Source organism: Photorhabdus luminescens subsp. luminescens (assembly GCF_001083805.1).
Taxonomy (GTDB): domain Bacteria; phylum Pseudomonadota; class Gammaproteobacteria; order Enterobacterales; family Enterobacteriaceae; genus Photorhabdus; species Photorhabdus luminescens.
Genome location: NZ_JXSK01000005.1, coordinates 283,685 through 306,385, shown reverse-complemented (window position 1 = coordinate 306,385; position 22,701 = coordinate 283,685). Strand labels below are relative to the sequence as shown.

General features: G+C 46.7%; 13 protein-coding genes and 7 pseudogenes. 16 read left to right on the top strand and 4 right to left on the bottom strand.

The window, feature by feature from the left end; translation table 11 throughout:
• Window positions 1-15: 15 nt before the first annotated feature.
• From TI10_RS14465 to xerC, 3 genes are all read left to right on the top strand, one after another.
• Window positions 16-2,793 (top strand): CHC2 zinc finger domain-containing protein, encoded by a 2,778-nt coding sequence (locus tag TI10_RS14465; RefSeq protein WP_049584097.1) that lies wholly within the window; start codon window positions 16-18, stop codon window positions 2,791-2,793.
• A gap of 138 nt (window positions 2,794-2,931) precedes the next feature.
• On the top strand, window positions 2,932-3,177 hold the full coding sequence (locus tag TI10_RS25130) for a hypothetical protein (protein WP_139180592.1): 246 nt from the start codon (window positions 2,932-2,934) through the stop codon (window positions 3,175-3,177).
• 491 nt (window positions 3,178-3,668) lie between these two features.
• On the top strand, window positions 3,669-4,673 hold the full coding sequence (gene xerC, locus TI10_RS14460) for a site-specific tyrosine recombinase XerC (RefSeq protein ID WP_049584182.1): 1,005 nt from the start codon (window positions 3,669-3,671) through the stop codon (window positions 4,671-4,673).
• 680 nt (window positions 4,674-5,353) lie between these two features.
• Here xerC and TI10_RS25125 read toward each other — a convergent pair.
• Window positions 5,354-5,497 carry a hypothetical protein gene (locus TI10_RS25125; RefSeq protein ID WP_155416485.1) on the bottom strand — a complete coding sequence of 48 codons (144 nt, stop codon included), beginning with the start codon at window positions 5,495-5,497 and terminating at the stop codon, window positions 5,354-5,356.
• Window positions 5,498-5,595: 98 nt separating this feature from the next.
• On the opposite strand from TI10_RS25125, the pseudogene TI10_RS14445 reads away from it, so the two are divergent.
• From TI10_RS14445 to TI10_RS14430, 4 genes and pseudogenes are all read left to right on the top strand, one after another.
• Window positions 5,596-6,072, top strand: a pseudogene (locus TI10_RS14445) (RHS repeat-associated core domain-containing protein); the annotation flags it as partial.
• Between the two features lie 18 nt (window positions 6,073-6,090).
• The gene (locus TI10_RS14440; RefSeq protein ID WP_049584091.1) at window positions 6,091-6,594 is read left to right on the top strand and encodes an SMI1/KNR4 family protein; all 504 of its coding nucleotides are present in this window, start codon (window positions 6,091-6,093) and stop codon (window positions 6,592-6,594) included.
• Between the two features lie 18 nt (window positions 6,595-6,612).
• Window positions 6,613-7,206 (top strand): annotated as a pseudogene (locus TI10_RS23955) (RHS repeat domain-containing protein); the annotation flags it as partial.
• 332 nt (window positions 7,207-7,538) lie between these two features.
• Window positions 7,539-8,144, top strand: coding sequence for a hypothetical protein (locus TI10_RS14430; RefSeq protein WP_049584090.1), 606 nt, complete (start codon window positions 7,539-7,541; stop codon window positions 8,142-8,144).
• Window positions 8,145-8,200: 56 nt separating this feature from the next.
• On the opposite strand, the gene TI10_RS14425 is transcribed toward TI10_RS14430, so the two are convergent.
• Window positions 8,201-8,374: a DUF7706 family protein gene (locus TI10_RS14425; protein ID WP_422615682.1), complete on the bottom strand. Its 174-nt coding sequence runs from the start codon at window positions 8,372-8,374 to the stop codon at window positions 8,201-8,203.
• Window positions 8,375-8,504: 130 nt separating this feature from the next.
• Between TI10_RS14425 and TI10_RS26665 the strand changes: the two are divergent.
• The 7 genes and pseudogenes from TI10_RS26665 (at window position 8,505) to TI10_RS14390 (ending at window position 16,908) form a co-directional block, all read left to right on the top strand.
• Window positions 8,505-9,082: pseudogene (locus TI10_RS26665) on the top strand (Imm43 family immunity protein).
• A gap of 1,286 nt (window positions 9,083-10,368) precedes the next feature.
• Window positions 10,369-11,428 (top strand): annotated as a pseudogene (locus tag TI10_RS24520) (ImcF-related family protein); the annotation flags it as partial.
• Between the two features lie 79 nt (window positions 11,429-11,507).
• Entirely contained in the window at window positions 11,508-12,848 is a 1,341-nt protein-coding gene (locus TI10_RS14405; RefSeq protein WP_049584089.1) for a VasL domain-containing protein, read from the top strand.
• A 21-nt stretch (window positions 12,849-12,869) separates the two neighbouring features.
• Window positions 12,870-14,780: pseudogene (locus TI10_RS14400) on the top strand (type VI secretion system Vgr family protein); the annotation flags it as partial.
• Between the two features lie 213 nt (window positions 14,781-14,993).
• Entirely contained in the window at window positions 14,994-15,479 is a 486-nt protein-coding gene (locus TI10_RS26035; RefSeq protein ID WP_081348040.1) for a lysozyme, read from the top strand.
• Complete coding sequence (locus tag TI10_RS14395; protein ID WP_049584088.1) at window positions 15,473-15,841, top strand: hypothetical protein; 369 nt, start codon at window positions 15,473-15,475, stop codon at window positions 15,839-15,841. The genes TI10_RS26035 and TI10_RS14395 overlap by 7 nt, the downstream gene beginning before the upstream one ends.
• A 96-nt stretch (window positions 15,842-15,937) precedes the next feature.
• Window positions 15,938-16,908: pseudogene (locus tag TI10_RS14390) on the top strand (IS30 family transposase).
• Window positions 16,909-17,042: 134 nt separating this feature from the next.
• Here the strand turns inward: TI10_RS14390 and TI10_RS14385 are convergent.
• Window positions 17,043-18,035 (bottom strand): annotated as a pseudogene (locus TI10_RS14385) (MalY/PatB family protein); the annotation flags it as partial.
• Between the two features lie 463 nt (window positions 18,036-18,498).
• Window positions 18,499-19,227, bottom strand: a complete 729-nt coding sequence (locus TI10_RS14380; protein ID WP_049584086.1) for a LuxR family transcriptional regulator — start codon at window positions 19,225-19,227, stop codon at window positions 18,499-18,501.
• Window positions 19,228-19,739: 512 nt separating this feature from the next.
• Here TI10_RS14380 and TI10_RS14375 point away from each other — a divergent pair.
• Together TI10_RS14375 and TI10_RS14370 are read left to right on the top strand one after the other, a co-directional pair.
• Entirely contained in the window at window positions 19,740-20,330 is a 591-nt protein-coding gene (locus TI10_RS14375) for an inclusion body family protein (RefSeq protein WP_049584085.1), read from the top strand.
• 668 nt (window positions 20,331-20,998) lie between these two features.
• Window positions 20,999-22,666: a ShlB/FhaC/HecB family hemolysin secretion/activation protein gene (locus TI10_RS14370; protein WP_049584084.1), complete on the top strand. Its 1,668-nt coding sequence runs from the start codon at window positions 20,999-21,001 to the stop codon at window positions 22,664-22,666.
• Window positions 22,667-22,701: the final 35 nt, after the last annotated feature.

The window sequence follows — 22,701 nt, the reverse complement described above, 5'->3', positions numbered from 1 at the left end:
TTAGGAGTCAACAGCATGGCACGGATACCCGACGCAGAATTACAGCACCTGAAAGCCGCCGTCTCCTTAGTCGCCGTGGTGGAGCAACAGGGGCGACAGCTCTTTAAACGCGGCAAAGATTACGTGCTGCTGTGCCCGTTCCATGAGGAGAAAACCCCGTCAATGGTTATCTCAACGGCAAAAAATCTTTATCACTGTTTTGGCTGTGATGCCGGCGGCTCCGTGCTGGACTGGGTCATGAAAACCAAAGGCTTAAGTCTGCGCCGGGCCGTGGAACAGTTGCGCGGGATACTGGGAGATAACCCCTCGGTGGCGCCGCTGGTGCAACCGGATGAACCCGCCATGCTGGCCGATGATGACGCCGGACGGCAGGCGCTGCTCAGTCGGGTCGTCGGGTTCTACCATCATACGCTGTTGAATGCCCCCGAAGCCCTGGCTTATCTGGAAAAACGGCGGCTCAACCACCCGGAATTAGTCGCCCGGTTTAAACTGGGCTTTGCCAACCGCACGTTAGCCTATCGCCTGCCCATCAAGGCGGTGCAGGCCGGCGCACAGATCCGCGCCCGTCTTCGGGCCGTGGGGCTGATGCGCGACAGCGGGCACGAGCACTTTACCGGTTCGCTGGTCATACCGGTTATCGACCCGAACGGCCAGATCCGTGAGATCTACGGGCGCAAAATCACCGACCGCTTACGCAGCGGAACGCCGCTGCATCTGTACCTTCCCGGCGCACATGGCGGGATATGGAATGAGCCGGCGCTGATCAGTTCAGGAGCGGTCATCCTCTGTGAATCCTTGATCGACGCCCTGTCGTTCTGGGTAGCCGGTCACCGCCATGTCACCGCCGCCTATGGGGTGAACGGCTTCACCGATGAGATGCGGCAGGCGTTTCAGCGGCATGGCGTTAAGCAGGTCTTGATCGCCTACGACAATGATCCGGCAGGCAATGAAGCGGCGGTAAAACTGGCCGCTGAACTAACCGCCGTCGGTATCACCGTGTTCCGGGTGGTGTTCCCCGAGGGCATGGATGCCAACGGTTATCTGTGTCAGGTCGCCGAGCCGGAACGGGCCTTCGGGTTGTTGCTCGACAGTGCCGTGCCGATGCAGGATGCGGCGGAAATACAGGCAACCACCGCCACAGAGCGGGCCGCGCTGGCTGAACACCAGCCGGTTCCGGTGCCGGACACAGTCAGCACCTTAGCCGCCAGTATAGCGGCGTTGCCGTCGATGCCGAATGTGGTCTGGGAAACCGGCGCTAACGGCGAGATATCCCTCACCCTCGGCACACAACAGTGGGGTATCCGCGGCCTGTCACAGGTGAAAGCCGGGGCGGCGGTGATGAAAGTGAATGTTCAGGTGGTTGATACCGACAGCGGCGTGATGTTCGCGGACAGCGTGGACATGATGAGCGCCCGCAGCCGGGGCGGGTATGCGCGACTGGCCGCCACCGAACTCGGGCTGGCCGAAGGCGACCTGCGCCGGGCGCTGGGGCAGGTGTTGCTGGTACTGGAACAGTGTCAACAGGCCGGTGTCGGTGAACAAACCGAAACCCAGCCGGTTCCCGAACTGAGCGAGGACCAGCGGGCAGCGGCGCTGGCGCTGCTGCAAGACCCGAAACTGAGCGAGCGTATCACCGCTGACTTAGCCGCCTGTGGCGTGGTGGGGGAAAGCACCAACCTGCTGGCCGGTTACTTAGCGGCGGTCAGTCGCAAGCTGGACCGTCCGCTGGCCGTGCTGATACAGAGCAGTAGCGCCGCCGGGAAAAGTTCACTGATGGATGCCGTACTCAATCTGATACCGGAAGAAGAACGCCTGCAATACAGCGCCATGACCGGCCAGAGTCTGTTCTATCTGGGCGAAACCAATCTCCAGCATAAAATCTTAGCCATTGCCGAAGAGGAAGGGGTACGGCAGGCCGCCTATGCGCTCAAACTGTTGCAAAGCGACGGCGAACTGACCATTGCCAGCACCGGTAAAGACGACGCCAGCGGGAATCTGGTGACCAAACAGTACACGGTGAAAGGCCCGGTGATGCTGATGCTCACCACCACGGCGATTGATGTCGATGAAGAGCTGTTAAACCGTTGTCTGGTGCTGACCGTGAACGAATCGCGGGAACAGACCGAAGCTATCCACGCGTTGCAGCGCCATAAGCAGACCCTCGAAGGCTTATTGGCGGAGAATGAAAAGACCTATATCACCGAGCTGCACCAAAACGCCCAACGGCTGCTACGCCCGCTGAATGTGGTGAATCCGTTCGCCAGTCAATTAACGTTCATGAGCGATAAAACCCGCACCCGACGCGACCACATGAAATATCTCACCCTGATACAAAGTATCGCCCTGCTGCATCAATACCAGCGCGAGGTGAAGACCGCGGAACACCGGGGCAAACGGCTTGAATATATCGAAGTGACCAAAGACGATATTAGCTTAGCAAACCGGCTGGCCCACGAGATATTAGGCCGCACGCTGGATGAAATGTCGCCCCAGACCCGAAAACTGTTACTGCTGATACAAGCGATGGTGAAAGAGACGGCGACAGCGCAGCAACGCCCGGTGAACGCGGTTCGCTTTACCCGCCGGGATATCCGCAGTTACACCCAATGGAGCGATAACCAGTTAAAAGTCCATTGTCAGCGACTGGCCGACATGGAATACCTGTTAGTCCACGGCGGCAGCCGGGGCCATCTGTTGCAGTATGAACTGCTGTGGAACGGCGACAGCGCAGAAGAAGCCCACCTGTGCGGCCTGATTGACCTGACAGCGCCGGAAAAACCGGTAAAACCCTGAATATGACTCACGCAAGTTGGACTGACTGAACCGCAAGTTGCCCCTAAGTTGGGGTCAAGTTGGGTCCAAGTTGGAGGTCGTAAAACCGGCTTCAGGCCGCAGCAATACTGGATGTAACGGCTCGCAAGTTGGGGAAGGTTGAAAAACACTGTTCCGGCAATAATAAGAAAAAGTCGTCGTATCGTACTGCCAGCTCATCATCGAACCCGAAAACCCGGAATACGACCGACGCAAGTTGGACTGACTGAACCGCAAGTTGCCCTCAAGTTGGGGTCAAGTTGGGTCCAAGTTGGAGGCCGGAAAATGGACGCCAGACCGCAGCAATACTGGGTGGAGCGGTCTGCAAGTTGGGGCAGACAGAAAAGGACTGTTCCGGCCACTTAACAATCAAGCCATCGTACCGTAGTGATGCATCACACACCGATAACCATTAACCGCTGTTCCCTACAGGAAATCCCATCATGTCATCACCCGTTAAACGTCAATCTGAACCTGCCCGGCTGACCCTGCGCCAGCATCTGGACGCGTATCTGGATAACCTGCTGTTGCAGGGGGCGAGTCAAAAGAGCCAGTCCGCCCGTCATGAACGGTTGTCACCGTTCGTCAACTGGTGTGAGGAACAGGGCGTAATATCCGCGGCTCAGGTCACCGAACCGTTACTGGAAAACTGGCAGCAGTCTCTGACCCGGTACCGCAAAGCCAACGGTCAGCCCTATACGCCGGACAGTCAGCGCCGACGCCTGCGCGCCTTACGCCTGTGGTTCGACTGGTTGCAGCAACAGCACGCTATCCCGACCAGCCCGGCGGCAACACTGGCCGCGCCAGACAGAAAAAAACGCCCCTCGGTGACGGAGACCCACGGTCAACCCGACGCCATACCGGCCCGCTTCGCCACCTTACGCCAGCATCTGGCCGCCTGGCTGGAAACCGTGCGGGGACAGGGCTTAAGCGAACGGACTCAGGAGTCCTATGAAGAGCGGCTGCTGCCGTTCGTCAGCTGGTGCGAAGCGCGTGGAGTAATGACCGCACCGCAGGTCAGCCTGCCGTTGCTGGAAAGTTACCAGCGCTGGCTGAGAAGCTCCCGTAAAGCGAACGGCCAACCCTACAGCCCGGGCAGTCAGCGGGACCGCCTGAGTGTCTTACGTCAGTGGTTCCGCTGGCTGCTGCAACGTCACCATATCCTGTATAACCCGACGGATAACATGGTATTGCCAAGAGAAGAAAAACGGCTGCCGGCGCAGGTGATGAATGAAGACGAAACCCACACGGTATTAGCTGCCGCCAGTATCGACACACTCACGGGCCTGAGAAACCGGGCTATCCTTGAAGTGCTGTGGAGTACCGGTATCCGGCGGATGGAAGTGGCGAACCTGCTGTTAAGCGAGGTGGACTTCGGGCGCGGCGTGGTGATGGTCAGACAGGGTAAAGGCGGTAAAGACCGGGTAGTGCCCATCGGCGAACAGGCGCTGCACTGGTTAAGCCGCTGGCTCAGTGTCCGGCCCCAGTTAACGCGGCGGGAGGACAGCGGTCACCTGTTTATCACCAGGAAAGGCCGGGGGCTGGCCAGAGGCACGTTAACCCAGATAGCCGCTGACAGCATCCGTAAACAGGCGCAACTGGCTAAACCGGGGGCCTGCCATCTGTTCCGCCACTCAATGGCAACCCAGATGCTGGAGAACGGCGCGGACACCCGGCACATCCAGGCGATACTGGGGCATGAGAAGCTGGAAACCACCCAAATCTATACGCGGGTGGCTATCGGTCACTTAAAGAAAGTGCATGAGCAGACCCACCCGGCAGAACGGCAGTCAAAGCAGGCAACGCCGCCAGACGACAAACAGGCGGATAGCGATAAGCCGGACAGCCCGAAGCCGGCCTGAACGCCCGCAGTTGCCGGACAGTCTTTAAGGTTAGCCGGTTCCCTGTGAGCACGTGGGGTGCAGTGAAAGGCAGACTGTGCGCGTCCCTGCGCACAGACTGCCCCCTACCTTCTGAGTGCCGGCGGTAAATGCCGGCCGCCCGGCCCTAAGCTCCGGTGTTCTCTGTCACAACCGTTGCCGGTCAGCCGCCATTGAACATAATGTGGCATTAAGCGCAATGGGCCTGAACGGCCCGCCACGCTTAACGGAACATTATGTCGGCGCCGCCCACCCAAGGGCGCTGCGCGGTCACCTCAACAACAGCGTGCGGCTGGCCGCCGGGTTGAGCTTCTCAGCCCCAGAGGCGCACCGGGTTCGCTCGCTCACCCGCTGCTGTCAGTATCAGTGCTAAAACCCACCGCCGCAATCGCCGCCGTCCGTGGCGGCTCCGGCACCCAAATCTACCTGAAACTGTTGCCGGTCAGCCTGTTAAGGTCAACAGCCCTGAAAGCAGGCCAGCGAGCTGGCCGCGGTTTATTGCCCCCGCCCCAACCCCGCTGCACTGGCTGCGCCCGGCTCGCAGTCGCAGGCTCCTTGCTCGTTCCCGTGCTCGCCATCTCCGCCCCGTGCAGCCCCCAGGGGCTTCCCCGCAGAAAAGCTTCACCTGCGGGCCTCGCCGGCCCGCACCCGGCCAACCCGCGTCAGCGGCGCAGACAAGCTGCCCCGCCGTCGCGGGTTCCCGATAAAACCCGGTTCCGGCAGGAAAACGGGGCCTCAACCCGGTGCTGACGTCGGGGAAAAAATGCGCTAACATCGGCAAAATGCCCGTCGGGGCGAGTTGGCATGCTCTTTAACAGGGTGGGAAAAAGCGGCGGAGAAAAAGGCTGCTAAATCAAAGGGAAAAGTGGCCTAAAGAGTATGATGGCGTCGGGATAGTGCCGAAGACCCCCTGAATCTTAGTGGCGGATTTAACCCATACGGGTATGTGCATGATCCGGTCAATTGGATTGATCCGTTCGGGTTGGCGGGATGTCCAATGAAACAAATATTGGATGATGTTGATAAATGGTCTTTAGCCAAGATAAGTGATCGGCAAAAAGGAATGATCGAAGATAAGCTTTCGGTTGTAAAAGAAAGATCAAGTGTTCTTAATAAGAAAATGAGAGAGTATTTCAATGATAATGAATCTAAAATAATAAAAGAATGGGAAAACCAAACAGGAATGACTTGGCCGACACAAGCTAATGGCAAAAGAGCAACTCCCCATCATGTTATTCCTATTAAAAATGGTGGTTCTAATGAATGGTGGAATATCATCCCAGTTCAACACCCACATACAGGAACAATTCATGGTCAGGGTTCTGCCCTTCGTACCCATATGCCTTACCAAAAAACTGGTGGAAGACTTTGGTATTTATAAGATTCATAGGAGCAAGTTGTGAATATTGTAGACGCTTATAATCAAATGAATTTATGGATTAATAGTAGCAATGGAGAAGTTATTAATATTGGTAATTCAGAAAAGTATTCATTTACTCGGTTAAAATTGTTCTCAGATGCTGAACTATATCAATTTGAATCAGATACAAAAGTTAAATTGCCTGAACAATATAAATGTTTTTTAATAAATGTGGGAGCTGTTGATATTTTTTCTACCGACATTGATTCTGGAATAGAAATTTTATCTCCTTTAGATGTTAAAAATTTCTCTAAGAGTGTATTTTATAATTTTGGTGATGATCTATATCCTAACTTATTGTTAACCACTTCAATTCCAAAATTTGGCTATTTTGGAGGTTTTTGGACAAAAAATCAGTCCGATAACAATTATTCAATATATTACCCTGATATTCCCCCTGAGTTTTGGATAGAAGAAGCTGACTTCATATCATTTAATGAATGGTTTATCAGCTTAGTAGAAAGTAAAGGTAAAAAATTATAAGGATACCATTAAAATTTTACCCTAAACGGCAACTATCAGGAACATTGCTATGACGCCTTCGGGCGGCGGATTAGCAAGCGGAAGGAAGCAGACCCGGCCGGACCGCCGGCCAAACCGACCGCGATAATCGGCTATGATTACCTGTGGAGCGGAGAGCAGCTGATTGAAGAGACGCCGGTGTATGCGGACGGCACCGTTGACTGTGAACAGAGCATTCACTGGCTCTATGAGCCGGGCGCCCTGACCCCTTCGGCACGGTATCAAAAAGGTCAGCTATACTATGTGGTGAGCGACCACCAAGGGACGGTGCGGGAAATTCTGACCGAAGCGGGAGAACTGCTCTGGGCGGGCCGGCTGCTCACCTGGGGCGAGCCGGAGCGCTGGCCGGTGCTGACGGTCAACGACCCACGGAACCTGACGTGTAATTTCCGGTTTTGTGGGCAATACGAAGACGAGGAAAGCGGGCTGTTTTACAACCGGCACCGTTATTACGAGAGTGAAACAGGCCAGTACCTATCGCCCGATCCGCTGAACTTAGCCGGAGGAGTAAATCCTTACAGTTACGTGCATAATCCGGCGAACTGGATTGATCCATTCGGGTTGGCCGGATGTAATGCTGTCAAGGCAAAAAGTAGAAATGATGCTATCCGTCAGGCCAAAAATCATGCGCAAGTTCCTAGAAATTCAAGAGGTGGCCAAGATATTGGAATTGATGAATTGAATGCAAGTAGCCGTGGGGATAATTGGGGTAAAATGAAAGCTGAAGGTGGTAAAAAATTAGGTCGCCGCAATCCCAATGGCAAAAATAATTGGTTTGAACATCCGGACGGTCATCCTGACGCTGGGCAACCTGGTATTCCAGAACATCACTCCGGAGGGCATATACACGCAGTAGATCCGAAGGGAGTTGAGCGTATTTTTGTATGGTAAGAAGGTGACCATGTATGTATATAGAAAAATTAATTAAATATCCTTTCCCTGAATGGGCAAATGTTTTTACTGACGTAAATAAATTAATCGTTGAACCATATTGTATTTGCTATCAATACAATGTTACTCAGAACGGTTATGGACCTTATGGTTTTCTTACTGATATAGCCCAAAAAATAATATCATTAACATTCAATGAGTTGTGTTTTTTTGATTCTACAATCAACTCGTTAAAGAAATGTAAAAACATTAATAAAGATGGAATATATTTTTATGGAGAAAACAACGAAAATGAAAAAATAATGAGTGAAGTTTATAATTACAATCATATTATGCTAAAAAATAAACTTAGAGAGAAAAAAGGGTTACCTCTTATTTCTTTACCTTCAAATCCTGTTCTTTTAGATCTCTATGAAGATAATTTATATCGCTATGAAAAGGTTAATGAATTAATAAAACATGGTTGTGGTTTTATTATTAGTGATTTTTACATGCCAGAATCAGGTAAAACATTAATTGTCTTTAAACCTGAGCTATGGGATGAAATAGTACTGCTTTTTGAAAAAGAAAAAGTATTATTTGTAGAACTTGATTCATTCAATCTTCTTAAGGCGTGGTAATTATATAGTGGCAGAGCCGGAAAGATCCCCTGTGATCTTCCGGCCTTCTTCATGATCTACCGTGGCGCATATCCACAGTAAGCCAACGCGGACTGGAGCTTAGAGATCGCATCCTTAATCTGATACGCTTCCTCATCATTCACCGCGCAGGCGCGTATCTCCGCCCAGTTCAGCCGCTTAACCAGTTGTGCTAAGGCCAGTGCTTCAAAAATGAAATTTTCTTTATCCATGATCAGAACAATATTATTGAAATGACGCTTAATGATGCTTTTCATCCACATGAAGAAAATATGATTTTAAAAACAATAATCAGATGGATACGAAAAATAAAATATAGTCTGGTCAAATGTCTACAACCAAATGTGGGAGAGTAAATTAATGAATTATTATGTATTAATGAACGATTATAATTCTTCACTCATGCCAAGATATCTTCATGCTATAATAGATACCGAGAAGCAAATTAATGACAAATGGGATTATGAAGGCTCCAGGCATGATATGCCTTATTATCTCTTAGATAAGGCATACTCTAATTCTTTGTATTTATTATGTAATAAAAATATTGGGAAATTGGGGTTTAATTATTATCAACACAATATGGCTCATATCCTATCTGATAGATTTTTCGATATTATCAATGAATTTAAATTAAGCGTTCATGTTTTAAAAAATTAATTGCGACATCTATTAAAGATGGAAAAACTATCAATAGCTCATTAAATTATCTTTTTTTTACTGACAAGGCGTTATTTCTGAATGAAAAAGATTCCATATTGGAAAAAGATAAATATGGAAGTTTAATTCCTCATAAATTACCTTTTCATAATGAATCATTAAATTATGATATTTTTTCAATACGAACTACTTTATTAGCAGGATTTATCTTTATTTCAGAAAAAGTAGCTAACAAATTAAGTAAAGAAAATATCAAATGAATAAAGCTAATTAAATTAGATGAAGTCTTGAATCACTATTGTGTAGATTTTAGGTACGACATTAAAGCTAATGTCAAAAAAGGGAAAATAAAATTACCCTAAACTAATAGCAAAAAGCTAAAAAGATCCCCGTGATCTTTCAGCTTTGTTATTTTTATGTTTAAAACAAATAGCTTACAGTGTTAGACTTATATATTAAATATATAATTTAAATCAAAAAAAAAATATAAAACAAATAAGAAGATAAACAAAGGAATAATACAGAAAAATATAAGATTCATAGTAAATATATACATAGGCTATATTTTAGCTATTTTATTCTGTTTTCTCTCTGAAACAGCAAAAAGCCGGAATCGCTTCCGGCTGGCTTCTTTCTTACCGAGGTGAATACCCATGCCACGTCAACGCCGACGGGTTAGTGCAATAGCAAGGATCATCACGGATATACTGGTGCAATAAGCAATGCTCTGGATAAAATAAATTTAAATCAATCAACTGATGCCATATCGAAACAAGTGACTCACATAAAAAATATAGCCAAAAAAGATATGGAGAATAGCAATATTATTAAACCCCAAAATAGATATAATACTAATATCCAGGAAAAAGACGTAAATTAAAAAGTAAGACAACGCGTCTTTGATCTCTGGAGTAAAATTTTAGGATAGTTCAATATGGATGAGATAATAAATTTCTATATGGAACCGTTAAATTTTTTAAAAGTTCGAATTTTTTATCCGGTTCTATTGAAGAGTTTAATGAATATGAAATTATTCATAATAAAGATAGGGCGTTAAAGCTTATTTTCGATCAAGACATATCAGGCAACTCTATGGTTTGGAGTGATTTTTTCTCTGAATAGAGTAAAAATATCTACCCAGGATCAAGTTAAAGAAAATATGAGAAAAAGAAAATAATATCTTATAAGAAATAAACAAGGGTTAATTGATAACATAAAATACGATAATTTTCTAAATGAAGTTAATGAAGTTAATGAAGTTAATGAAGTTAATGAAGTTAATGAAGTTAATGAAGTTAATGAAGTTAATGAAGTTAATGAAGTTAATGAAGTTAATGACAAATATAATGACAAATATAATGACAGGTTAAATATGATAAGCATTCATCAATATTTATTTTCTTTTAATCAGAACGCTAAATTAGAAACCCTATTTTCTATATTCAAAAAAGGAATTATGCCGTGCGGTATAAAGAAAGACAAAAAGGCATGAGTTATTTTCAACCCTATTCTTATTAAAGAATAGAGAATAAATAGAGAGAGATCCGTCGTGCTGTTGGCCCTGTGGACCGGCTGGCACCACTACTATCAGAAAAACTACCGGGCGGGGGACGAGGTGCTGACGCAGGCCAGAACCTTCCTGTCGGTTCCGCCGCCCAAAGGCGAAGACCGCAACGGGAATTTACAGCTGCCCCTGCTCAATCCTATCCGCGAGGCGACGCTGGCCTACGGGGATTACCATCATAAAGGGCTGCTGGCGGATATGGGACTCTATCAGGGCGCGGATATCGGCCCGTATGTGGAAAACACCTACCTGCAACTGCTGTCTCAGCGCTTCCTGCCCGCCTTAATGAACGGCCTGCTGGACGACCTGAACCGGGCGCCTAAAGGCAGTGAAGAAAAACTGGAAGTCCTGCGCATCATGCGGATGCTGGAAGACGGCAGCGGCCGCAATAAATCGCTGGTCGAACACTACATGCGGACGCGCTGGAGTCAGGCCTTTAACGGTCAGCGTCCGTTACAAGTTCGACCGCTTCTTCCGCCCCGGCGGCACGCTGGATGCCTTCTATCAGCAAAACCTCAAACCGTTTGTTGAAAACAACCTGACCCACAGCGCCGACGGCAAACAGCTTATCCGCCCGGATGTGCTGGCGCAACTGAAACTGGCCGACCGTATCCGCGACACCTTCTTCACGCCGCAAAACGGTCTGGGGACCCAGTTCGCCATTGAGCCTCTCAGCCTGACCGGCAATAAACGCCGCAGCCTGCTCAATCTCGACGGCCAGCTGCTCGATTACGCCCACGGCCGCAGCAGCATCGCGCACCTGATATGGCCCAACTCGATGCGGGCCGGGGTGGAAAGCCAGCTCACGCTGATACCGGACGCCAGCGGCAAATCGCCGCGCGCCATCCGCTTCACCGGCCCGTGGGCCCAGCTGCGTCTGATTAACAGCGGCACACTGACCAACGTGCGTCAGGATGCGTTTGACGTGCGGTTCACGGTGGACGGGGGCGACATGACCTACCGTATCTACGTGGACGAATCCGACAACCCGTTTGCCGGCGGCCTGTTCAGTCAGTTCAGACTGCCCGACACGCTGTATTAATGGCAAATTTTATTCATTACAAAATAGCAACCCACCCTGTCCTCCGCGCCGGCGGAGGCAGGCTAAAGGATGAACGGCCATGCGTGAACACCCTGAAAACCTGATTATCCGCGCCGGCGGCAACCCGATGAATCTGCCGGCGTTCACGGCAATACGCGAAGAAATCAACAAAATCAATCACCCGTCTCAGCCGGCAGTGAACTGGCCGCTGATTGAATCGCTGGCCCTGACGCTGTTTCGCACCCACGGCGTCGATTTGCAGAGCGCGATTTACTACACGCTGGCCCGGATGCAGCTCAGCGGTCTGGCGGGCTTTACGGAAGGCTGCGAACTGCTGGCCGAGGTGATGGTCAGCCAGTGGGATGAACTGTGGCCGCCGCAGCCGGCGGTCCGTACCGAGATGCTGGACTGGTTTAACACCCGCTGCGGCAACGCCTTACGCCAGCACGATTACACCCCCCGCGACCTGCGGATGATTTACCGGGCCGAGCGGGCCTTACAGCTCATCGTCGACCGGCTCCAGCAGTCCGACCTGAAACGCCTGCCGAAGGTCGAAAACCTGCTGTGGTTTTTCCAGAACACCGCCAAAAAACTGGAACAGGCCCGTATATTACCCAAACCGGCCGCCAGACCGGCGCAGCTGCCGCCGCTGGTTTACCTCGCCAGCACTGAACCGGCGCCGCCTGAACCGGAAACGGACGACAGCATGAGTGACGACCGCAGCCAGCCCAAAGTGCAGGTCCATTTCCCTGAACCCCCGCCGCGACCGATGAGCGCCTTACAGGGGTTCGGACTGGGCGTATTACTGGGGGTGTTTGTCCTGACCGGGACCTGGCTGGGCCTTTACCGGCCCTTACAACAGCAGATGACGGCCCTGACCGGCACCCCGGACGGGGCCAGACTGGCCTGGCTGTCTCATCCCGACCTGCCAACCTATGCACAGCAGTTAACCCGGTTAGCGGACACCTCCCCGCTGGTCGTCCTGCAACAGGCTGAGCAACTGACCGCCACGGCACAAAAAACCTGGCCGCAGGACCGTCAGCAACAACGTGAAACCCAGCGCTGGCAGCAGTTACAGACCATCCGGCTGGAAAACGCGCCGGCGCCCGGCAGCTGGCGCCAGACCCGGCATCAGCTCCAGCGGCTGGCGGACAAAATCCTGGAACAGGAGCGTAACCGGGGCAGTTTCACCCTCTCTTACCTGAAAACCGCGATTTATCAGATTCAGCACAGCCACAACCGTGACGTTCCGCTGGAAGAGCTGCTGCGCCAGCTGGCCGCTGCCGTCGAACAGGGGCAGGCCGTCTCCCCGGCGCTGATAAAAAAGACCGACGACCGTTTTAACGCCCTACTCAGCCGGTACTACGCGTTGCAGAACGCCGCCGGACTGACCGCGCGCCCTGAACAACACCGCCCGTAAATTCAGAGAAGGAACCCTTATATGTCATTTCAGCCCAAAAAGACCGCCGGCAACCTCGCCCAGCACATCGCCGACCGCCTCCGTCCCCAAAGCGCCGGCGGCTTACAGTTCACCCTCACCGCCGGCGGACTGCCGCCCCACACCTTTGTCGTCTCCGCCTTTACCCTGAACGAAGCTTTATCCACCCCGTTCACCCTGGCGGTCAGTTTAGCCAGCACCGACCCGGCCATCGATTTCGCCGCGGTGCTCGACCAAACCGCCACCCTGACCATCCTGCGCGAAGGCAAAGTCGAGCGCGCCGTCACCGGCATGGTCGCCTGCTTTGAGCAGGGCAACACCGGCAAACATCAGACCGGCTATAAAATGACGGTCCGGCCCGATATGTGGCGCGCCACCCTGCGCCAGAATTCCCGCATTTTTCAGCAGCAGGATATCCAGACCATTATCACCGCCCTGCTCAAAGAAAACGGCGTCCGGGATGTGGCGTTCAGTCTGCGCAACCCGCACCCGGAACGGGAATTCTGCGTCCAGTACCGGGAAACCGATTTTGACTTTCTGCAACGACTGACCGCCGAAGAGGGTATTTTTTATTTCTTTGAATTCAGCGGCAATAAAAATACCCTGGTGTTTGCCGACGATGCCGGCGCCGTGGTCAACGGCCCGGTACTGCCCTATCACCCCGGCGACGCCGAACAGGCTCAGCAGCTGTGCATTACCCGGCTGACCCGCCAGGCTCAGGTGCGGCCGGCGGTGGTGGAACTCAAAGATTACACCTTCAAAAACCCGGCCTGGGCGGCGGAGTTCCGTCATCAGATGCGGGAGCAGGACCTCCAGCATACCGGCTATGAACACTTTGATTTTCCCGGCCGCTTCAAAGATGCCCAGCACGGCGCCGATTTCACCCGCTACCGGCTGGAAGCCCTGCGCAACAATGCCCTGACCGGGGACGGTGAAAGCAACCACGCCGCCCTGCGCCCCGGGGTGCTGCTCACCCTGGTCAACCATCCCCGGAATGACCTGAACCGGCTCTGGCAACTGGTCGGCGTCATCCATCACGGCAGCCAGCCGCAGGCGCTGGAACAGGCCGCCGGCGAGAGCGGCACCGTGATGAGCAACCGCTTCACCTTCATTCCCGATAACCAGCACTGGCGCCCGACCCCGCTCCCCAAACCCGTGATGGAAGGCCCGCAGATTGCCAAAGTGGTCGGCCCGGAAGGCGAAGAAATCTACTGCGACTCATACGGGCGCATCCGCCTGCAATTCCTGTGGGACCGCTACGGCCGGAGCAACGACAACAGTTCCTGCTGGATACGGGTCGCCCAGCCCTGGGCCGGTCAGGGCTGGGGCATGCTGGCGATACCGCGTATCGGGCAGGAAGTGGTGGTGGACTTTCTTAACGGCGACCCGGACCAGCCGATAGTCACCGGCCGCGCCTACCATGCCAGCAATCTCCCGCCGGGCGACCTGCCGGCCAGCAAAACCCAGATGGCCCTGCGCTCCAAAACCCATAAAGGGGACGGCTACAACGAACTGCGCTTCGAGGACGCCAAAGGCAGCGAAGAGCTGGCGCTGCACGCCCAGCGCGACATGAACACGGTGGTGAAACACGACCAGACTCTGGTGGTGGAAACCGGCAACCGCCAGGTGGCGGTAAAGACCGGGGATGAACAGACCCGCATTGAACAGGGCAGCCTCACGGAAACCATCTGCCGGCTGCGCAGCACCGACGCCAATCAGGTGCAGGTCAAGGCCAGCGCCGGTAAAGCCGGCGAGGGCACGCAACTGTACACCGCCAGCGACAACATCACCCTCACCGTCGGGGCGGGGAACACGGTAATAACCAAAGAGCATATTGAGCTTACCTTTGGCAATTCCGTGATTGAACTCAATCCGGGCGGTGTGTGGGTTAATGGCACCCAAATTAGTTTAAATAACGGAGGCGGTCAAAGCAGCGTTGCTTCACCTGCGGCTGATGGGGCGACAACTAAATCCCCTGTTCCTGATGCGGCCCCTGTCATTTTACCTTCGACAAGTCAGGGAGGAGAAAAACAATCTGCACCTGTGAATAGCGCGATTACGGCAAGACCCACAAGCCAATCGCCTCAATCTGAAAACAAGACCATTTCAGATGATAATGAAAAATCAATGAGCGAGGATGGATTAAATTTATTAAAAGAAATCGAGGGATTGCGATTGAAACCCTATGATGACCAAACAGGTAAAAATATAGATAATTGGACTAAGGGGGCAACTATCGGATATGGTAAATTGATTTCAAGAAGTGAATGGGACACATATAAAAATGGCATTACAGAAGATGAAGCAGAACAGTTATTCAAGGATACGCTTGCACCTTACGAAAAAGCTGTGAACGATGGAATAACAAAGGAAATAAAACAAAATGAATATGATGCTTTAGTTTTATTTTCGTATAACATTGGTATCGGTGGATTTGAAAAATCATCTGTTGTAAAAATGATAAATGATGAAAATGCGAAGACAGGTTATGACAGCATTGATGATGCCTGGAAAGCATGGAATAAATCACAAGGTAAGGTCAATCAAGGCTTAATAAATCGACGAGAAGCCGAGTTAAAAATATTTAATAATGGAGTCTATGAAAAATGGTAAGAAAAATATTTTCTATTCTTATTGGGATTATTTCCATTTCCCATTCTTATACATCGTTTGCGTCTTATACTTCGTCATTGGAAACAGAGAAATTTATTATTACTATTAATGTTCTTTGCTCAGAAGGTGAAGTCACTTGTGATGACGTTGTGTATACTGGAATAAGAAAAAAAGATAGCGCCACACTGACACTTAAAGGGAAAACATTAAATAAAAACTGTAAAACAGGAACTTGTAACTTATATGGTTATGAATTTATTAATCGTGGTACGACATATACAATATATCTCGACGGAATATTAGAAATCACTCAAGGGAATAAATTGCTTTTATCAGAAATCGGAAAATGGAATTCCCAATAATGATTTGATATGGCGGATTCGACTAATAAGTGCAATTTTTCAGAAAGGCGGTCAGTTGCTATAGTAGGCACCTTTCCCGCCACAGGAAAATGCACTATGGCCTATACACAACTGACCGAGACAGAAAGATATCAGATTTCCAGTTTAAAAAAAGCGGGTTTTTCACAGCGTTTCATTGCTGAGTCACTTAAGCGAAGCCCATCGACCATCAGCAGAGAATTGAAGAGAAATCAAGAAGTCCAGACATACTGCCCCGAACAGGCTCATTTAAAGGGATTGGCTCGTCGTCATTTTGCTAAGAAAGCCGTAAAAATCACACCGGAAGTAAAAAAATGGATAAAACGGTTAATTTGGAAAGATTTAAGTCCTGAGCAGGTGGCGGATTATTTGAAGCAACATAAAGGGATATTTTTGCATCATGAGACGATTTATAGGCTGATTTATCAAGATAAAATAGAGGGGGGGTGATTTATGGCAACATCTACGAATTGCTAGAAAACCCTATCGTAAACGCTATGGTTGCTATGAAAAAAGAGGCAAAATTAAAAATCGGGTCAGTATTGATAAGCGCCCGGAAATCGTTGATAAAAAAGAGCGTATCGGCGACTGGGAAGGTGATACGATAATGGGAAAGATAAAAAACGTGCCTTATTAACCCTGGTTGATCGTAAAACGCTGTATACAATTATTGTTAAACTGGATGGCAAGCGAGCATCAGAAGTCACAAAGGCGGTGGTGAAAGTATTATATCCGTTAAAACAAAGGGTTAAGACCATCACCTTCGATAACGGTTTGGAGTTCGCAGATCATGAAACCATGAGTAAAAAATTAGAAACCGAAATTTACTTTGTGCCCACCCTTACTCGCCTTGGGAAAGAGGGATCAATGAGAATATCAACGGGTTAATTAGACAATACTTTCCAAAGGGAACTGATTTTAATGAAGTCTCTGATCAGGAAATAAATTTTGTGGTAAACAGATTAAATCATCGCCCCCGAAAAACACGGGGTGGGAAGACACCGAATGAATTATTTAAGGGTATGCGAACATGTTTACTTCCAGATTAACGATGTTGCACTTATTATGTGAATCTACCATCAAAAAGAAAAGAATTGAGTTCTGTTGATTAGATAACTCAATTCTCACTGAACCAGTGTATAATTAATAATATAAGTTGTTCAACTATTAGAACAGCTTATTATCAGCAAAGTTTTCCCAACGCTGAGATCAATTTTTGAATACCCAATTCAACTTTGCTACGGGGGCACCCCGCATTAAAACGAAGAAATCCCTTACCTGCTTCACCATAAATTTTACCCGGCATAATGGCAACTTTTTCTTCATGGATAAGTATCTGCTGCAATTTATCATCATCAATATTCAGATCACGCAGGTCTATCCAAGCCAAATAAGTTGCCTGGGGTGGTTGCCAGTTCAATTGTGGAAATGCAGCATTCAGTACTTGTGCCACATAATTCAAGTTATTACTCAGGTAATTGCGCAGTTCATCAAGCCAGATATGTCCTTCCCGGTAAGCTGCAATATAGGCTGATACCGCTAAAATAGCAGGAGAAGATAATCCATCACACTGCGTTAGTTGATGAGAATATGCCTCACGACTATGATTATCATTGATAAAACCATAAGCACCGGTAAGCGCAGGAATATTAAATGACTTGGATGCTGAGGTCATTAATGCCCAATGTGTCGTGGCAACTTTACTCCAAGGAATATGTTTTGTTCCCCCCAAGGTTATATCCATATGAATTTCATCACTGATAACGTTAACATTATAACGCTCACACAATACAGACATCGTTTTAAGTTCAGAATGACTCCAGACTTTGCCCGTTGGATTGTGTGGGTTGCACAGTAATAATATTTTGGTTTCTGGTTGTGATAGCAAAACTTCAAGTTTTTCCATATCACACACCCAGTTATTGCCTTGTTTCTCAAGTGGGCAAGGAAGCAATCCCCGCTTATTCTCCTGAATAATTTTATAAAAACCATCATAAGCAGGAGTATGAACAACGATATTTTCACTAGGTTTAGACCAAATACGAATTAATTGAGACGCCATGTAAATCACAGAAGGACCATAAACCACCCAATTTGTATTAATTTCACAATTAAAACGTTGTTGGTACCAATGACGAATAGCACCAAGAAATTCTTCATGCTGCCAACGACTGTAGGTTTGGTGGGAACACTAAAAGCCATTCAAACAGTCATTACCATCCTTTGAATCACTCATATATTAAGCAAAGAATATACCCTTCATCTTTCAAACTGCTGCTTTGTTGGCTGCTTTCACTCACCCCAGTCACATAGTTATCTATGCTCCTGGGGATTCGTTCACTTGCCGCCGCGCTGCAACTCGAAATCTATTAGGTATAGGCAGAACGTAATATGACTATTCTGCCAAAATAGAAGTGCATTTGTTGAGGCTGTTTTTATATTTTGAATAGATATCATTGTCATCTTGTCAGGAAAATCTCTCCAACCTTCTATTTACAACGATACCAGTAAAGATACGAAGGTCAAAAATCAGTTTTTTCTCAAATTCTCGTAATAATCCATTTGAGCAATAGTATTAATCATTAAGTTAATTTATAAGGTAAAAATATAATCATCTGATAATTGCAAATTGATATTAGTTATATATAGCCAAGTAATGCAGCTTTAGCTATTGCCTGGAATTTATTCTTACAATCCAGTTTCTTGACGATATTCATTAGGTGAAAATCAACTGTACTTTTAGTGACACAAATGGTTGATGCAATTTCACTTGATGTCATCCCATCTGCGGTATACCTTAATACCTCTAATTCTCTATGTGAAAATGAGGTATTATCGATATAGAACGATTGTAAATATTTTGTGTGTGATGTTAAGTATCTTATTATCCTAATGTATACTCCTAAAATTTCTCCACTACATTTATACATTGTCTCGTTATCAATAGGCCCCTCTTTTCCCGCAACAGAAAATATTCCATAAGTTCCTGAAAATGCAGGAAGACCAAACGTGATCCCAGAGCGAAACCCATATTTCTGATTCACATACCAAAGTTCTTGCCCATTAGATTTGGAAAAAAAATCCAAGTCCCATATTTTTGAAAAAGAAGGTGGCACAGGTCGGAAATTTAGAACCGGATCAATCATCCAATACTTTTTTTCTATATAAATAGCTCTCCAAGATTCATGATAATTATTAAAGAAATACACTTCTCGGTTAGATATAGGAAAGCGCGCTTTTAATAAAAGGGAGAATAAACTAAACCCCGAAATTTTGTTAATAAGCTCACAAATTTCAGCCACAAAATGGGCATCTACGTCTAATTTATGAAAATTATAGGGTAAGGTATATGGTCGATAAATATTCATTCAATGTCCTCTTGAAAATTAAGAATATTGATAGTGAATCCCAATATTTATTATAGTAGCAAAATTTACACTTAATAAAGAAAATAATTATTTACTGTTATACAGAAGCAAGATCCGATAAGCCACAATGTATTATTCGTAAACAAGAGAAATTATATCAATAGAATTTAAACTTTAATAATCAGGAAAAACAATATATATAAAAAAATATTATAACCACATGAAGAACATTAAACTATTTTCAAGTCAATGTAAGTGATTATTTGATATTTTAATCTAAAGATTTATGTTTTATTTTTTACAACAATAAATTAGCCAAGATATTGAACGATATGAAGTAATACCTAATAAATATATGAGTAATTTTCCCGTATAAACTATGGTTTATACCAGTAGCTGTTTCAACTTTAATAGTTAATTATATAAAAAGAAAGTTATTATAATAATAATGAGTAAGCAAAATAATCTTTCGATTACTAATAAATAATTTAAATATGTAAAGAGGTGTTATAATGAATGAAATCATTCAGGGTAAAGATGATACTGTTACAGCCAGGAAATCTGTTACAGCTGATGTGACCTTTGTTATTGATATTGAGTCAATAATTGAATATCTTCACACTAATAATCTTAAAAATTCTCTGGACCCTAAAGATCCAACAATTATTCGTCAGCATGTATATATAGCAAATTATACTCCAGAGTTTGGGCTAAAAGTGGCGAGTTCATCTGGCGCCCGTGTAACTGTTCCCATTAATGCAAATATTAGATGGAGGGCGACAACTGTATCTAATAATTTCGACTATACAATTATACTGTATAAATTCAAAAAACTTAGTAAAGGAGAAGATGTCATCTCTGTCCCATCACAAATATGGTCACAGAATCCTATAGGCAAAAAAGTTCCAATGGTTCCTTCAGGCGTTAATGCAGATGAAGATGCCCCTAAGGTAATTTTTGTTGAATCTCAAGACAGTTATTTCCAAGCAACAGCTCATAGACCAGGCGAAGAACAATATACATGGTTCTTTGCTGCTTATGATGGCAAAAAGCTCTTGGGTTATTATCGATATGATCCATACGTTGAAGTAACTAATAACTAATCATTTGTATATTGTCATTTTCTACTGGAAAATTATTACAATAGTTTTCCAGTATTTTTATTTTCCACCTCACTTAAATATCCATAATAAATAATTATTTATATAATAATGTTATTTCCTTATCAATAAAATCTTCTAACATCCAGGTAAACTCTATTCCCCTCCATAAATTCAGCAATCTTCCGACAATTATTCTGTCATCAATTCAGATGATTTCCTCTCCATTATTTATTTCTTTAACTAAGATAACTTACAGGAACTATTACATCTGGCATTATCGTCTATCAAGCTAAACAACGGTAAATTAAAATTTAGTTTATTATTACTTACTTAGATTAAACATTCCTTTCTTTAAAAATCTTCCTAGTACAACACCCGATATTATTTAAAAAAACATCACCTGTTACTTATTCCACTTAAGTTAATTCATTAATAAGCAATAAAATCATTGCTCTTATTAACTCATTATTATCCGAATAACCAACTAATTAAAATTTCTAATAGAAAATCGAGATATAAAAGAAACGTCACTCGTTAATCAGAGAAAGATATAACCAGGAGTGTGCTTTAATAACAAATAATTCAGCCAATCTGAATGTCATTACCATCAGGCTATCACCCTATATTTATGTTTTATGGAATAAAATATCATCCTTATCGGTGAATGAATGATAAAAAGAATATCTATTTTAATATTGGGTTGTATTTCCTTTCAGATAATCGCTTCTCCGGCAGAGATAAATAATAACCTGCCAATGATTGAGGCGAGAAGAACTCTGCAAGACAGTTCCAGGGAAATTAACCAACTGATAGAACAACGCCGATATCAGCAATTAAAGCAGCAGGCTAATACTGTCCCTGAACCAACTCCTGCGCCGATATTGCCAGAATCCAAACAATGTCTGCCGTTAACCGGTGTTTACCTTAAAGGAATCTTCCTGCTCTCGATCCGGGATTTAAGTACGCTCAGCGCTTTGTCCCCGATGTGTATCAGTAGTCATGATATCAATCGGCTCAGCCACGAACTGACTCATCTTTATATCAGTAAAGGCTATATCACCGCCCGTATTCAGTTTATTGCCCCTAATACCGATGGAGAGTTAGGACTAAATGTTATCGAAGGGTTTATTGAAAAAATCGAAGGCGGTGATCGCTGGGTGAATAGTAGTATGTTATTTCCCGGTCTGGAAAAACAACCGCTCAATATCACGCAACTCGATCAAGGTTTAGATCAAGCTAACCGGCTACAGTCTAATAAAACCACCCTGGATATTTTACCAGGAGCAGTGAATGGCGGTTCGGTAATTAAACTGCATAATCAGCGCAGTAAGCCTTGGCTATTGAATATCAAAACTGATAATTACGGGCAAAAGAGCACTGGGAAATGGCTGGTCCGCACAAATGCCAGTTTTGACAGTCCATTTGGTTTATCCGATTTCATCAGTCTGAATGCCAGTAGTACGTTGGATAGCCCATCCAACCGGTACAGCCGTGCTTATACTCTGCTTTATTCGGCGCCCTATGGCGCAGCAACATTCAGTGGGTTCGGCAGTTATTCCCAATATGCCAGCCGCCCCCATTTACAAATGAGAACCATAAAGATTTATGGTGATACTCAGCAAATCGGCATGCGTTCCGATTTTGCCTTCTATCGTAATCAATCTCAGATTAATAGTGTCAGCGGGCAATTAACTTACAAGAATTACAATAATTACATCGACGATGCCAAGATTGGCGTCAGTAGCCAAACATTGAGTGTCTTTGAACTCGGTGCTAATCATTTACATATCATTCCAACCGGATTAATCACGCTCAATCTGAGTGTTGAACAAGGTTTACCTTGGTTTGGCGCACAAACCGGAACCTCTTATCTCAATAAACAGTTCACCAAAGGCAAGTTGATGGTCAATCTGCATCAACGTTTTATGCTGTTCAACTCGCCTTATCAGCTCAATAACCTGTTTTATGGGCAATACAACCGGCGCGGTCTGCCCGGCGTCGAATGGCTAAATATCACTGATCGGAATGCAGTCCGGGGATTTAGCAAAAATACGCTATCCGGGGATAACGGTTGGTATCTGCAAAATACGCTGTCTCGGACATTTCCCCTCGCCAACAGCACATTATCAATGCGTATCGGCATTGATACCGGCCGGGTTCAGGGATATCGCAGCCCACAAGGCTGGCAAAGCAGCGCCGGAATCAGTTCCGGCGCCACGCTGAAATACCAACGCATGGTATTCGATATAGAAACCAGCCGAGGAAAGTTACTTTCCAATCGCCGAGCATCTGATGAACCCATTCAGGTGCTAGTCCGTTTTTCTTACACCTTTTGATGGTTTTAAGCAGTACCCAACGCTGTACACACAAC

Coding starts and splice junctions, on each gene's coding strand:
- TI10_RS14465 (WP_049584097.1), top strand. CDS start 16: ATGGCACGGATACCCGACGCAGAATTACAGCACCTGAAAGCCGCCGTC.
- TI10_RS25125 (WP_155416485.1), bottom strand. CDS start 5,497: ATGCCAACTCGCCCCGACGGGCATTTTGCCGATGTTAGCGCATTTTTT.
- TI10_RS14430 (WP_049584090.1), top strand. CDS start 7,539: ATGTATATAGAAAAATTAATTAAATATCCTTTCCCTGAATGGGCAAAT.
- TI10_RS14425 (WP_422615682.1), bottom strand. CDS start 8,374: ATGGATAAAGAAAATTTCATTTTTGAAGCACTGGCCTTAGCACAACTG.
- TI10_RS14405 (WP_049584089.1), top strand. CDS start 11,508: ATGCGTGAACACCCTGAAAACCTGATTATCCGCGCCGGCGGCAACCCG.
- TI10_RS26035 (WP_081348040.1), top strand. CDS start 14,994: ATGAGCGAGGATGGATTAAATTTATTAAAAGAAATCGAGGGATTGCGA.
- TI10_RS14395 (WP_049584088.1), top strand. CDS start 15,473: ATGGTAAGAAAAATATTTTCTATTCTTATTGGGATTATTTCCATTTCC.
- TI10_RS14380 (WP_049584086.1), bottom strand. CDS start 19,227: ATGAATATTTATCGACCATATACCTTACCCTATAATTTTCATAAATTA.
- TI10_RS14375 (WP_049584085.1), top strand. CDS start 19,740: ATGAATGAAATCATTCAGGGTAAAGATGATACTGTTACAGCCAGGAAA.
- TI10_RS14370 (WP_049584084.1), top strand. CDS start 20,999: ATGATAAAAAGAATATCTATTTTAATATTGGGTTGTATTTCCTTTCAG.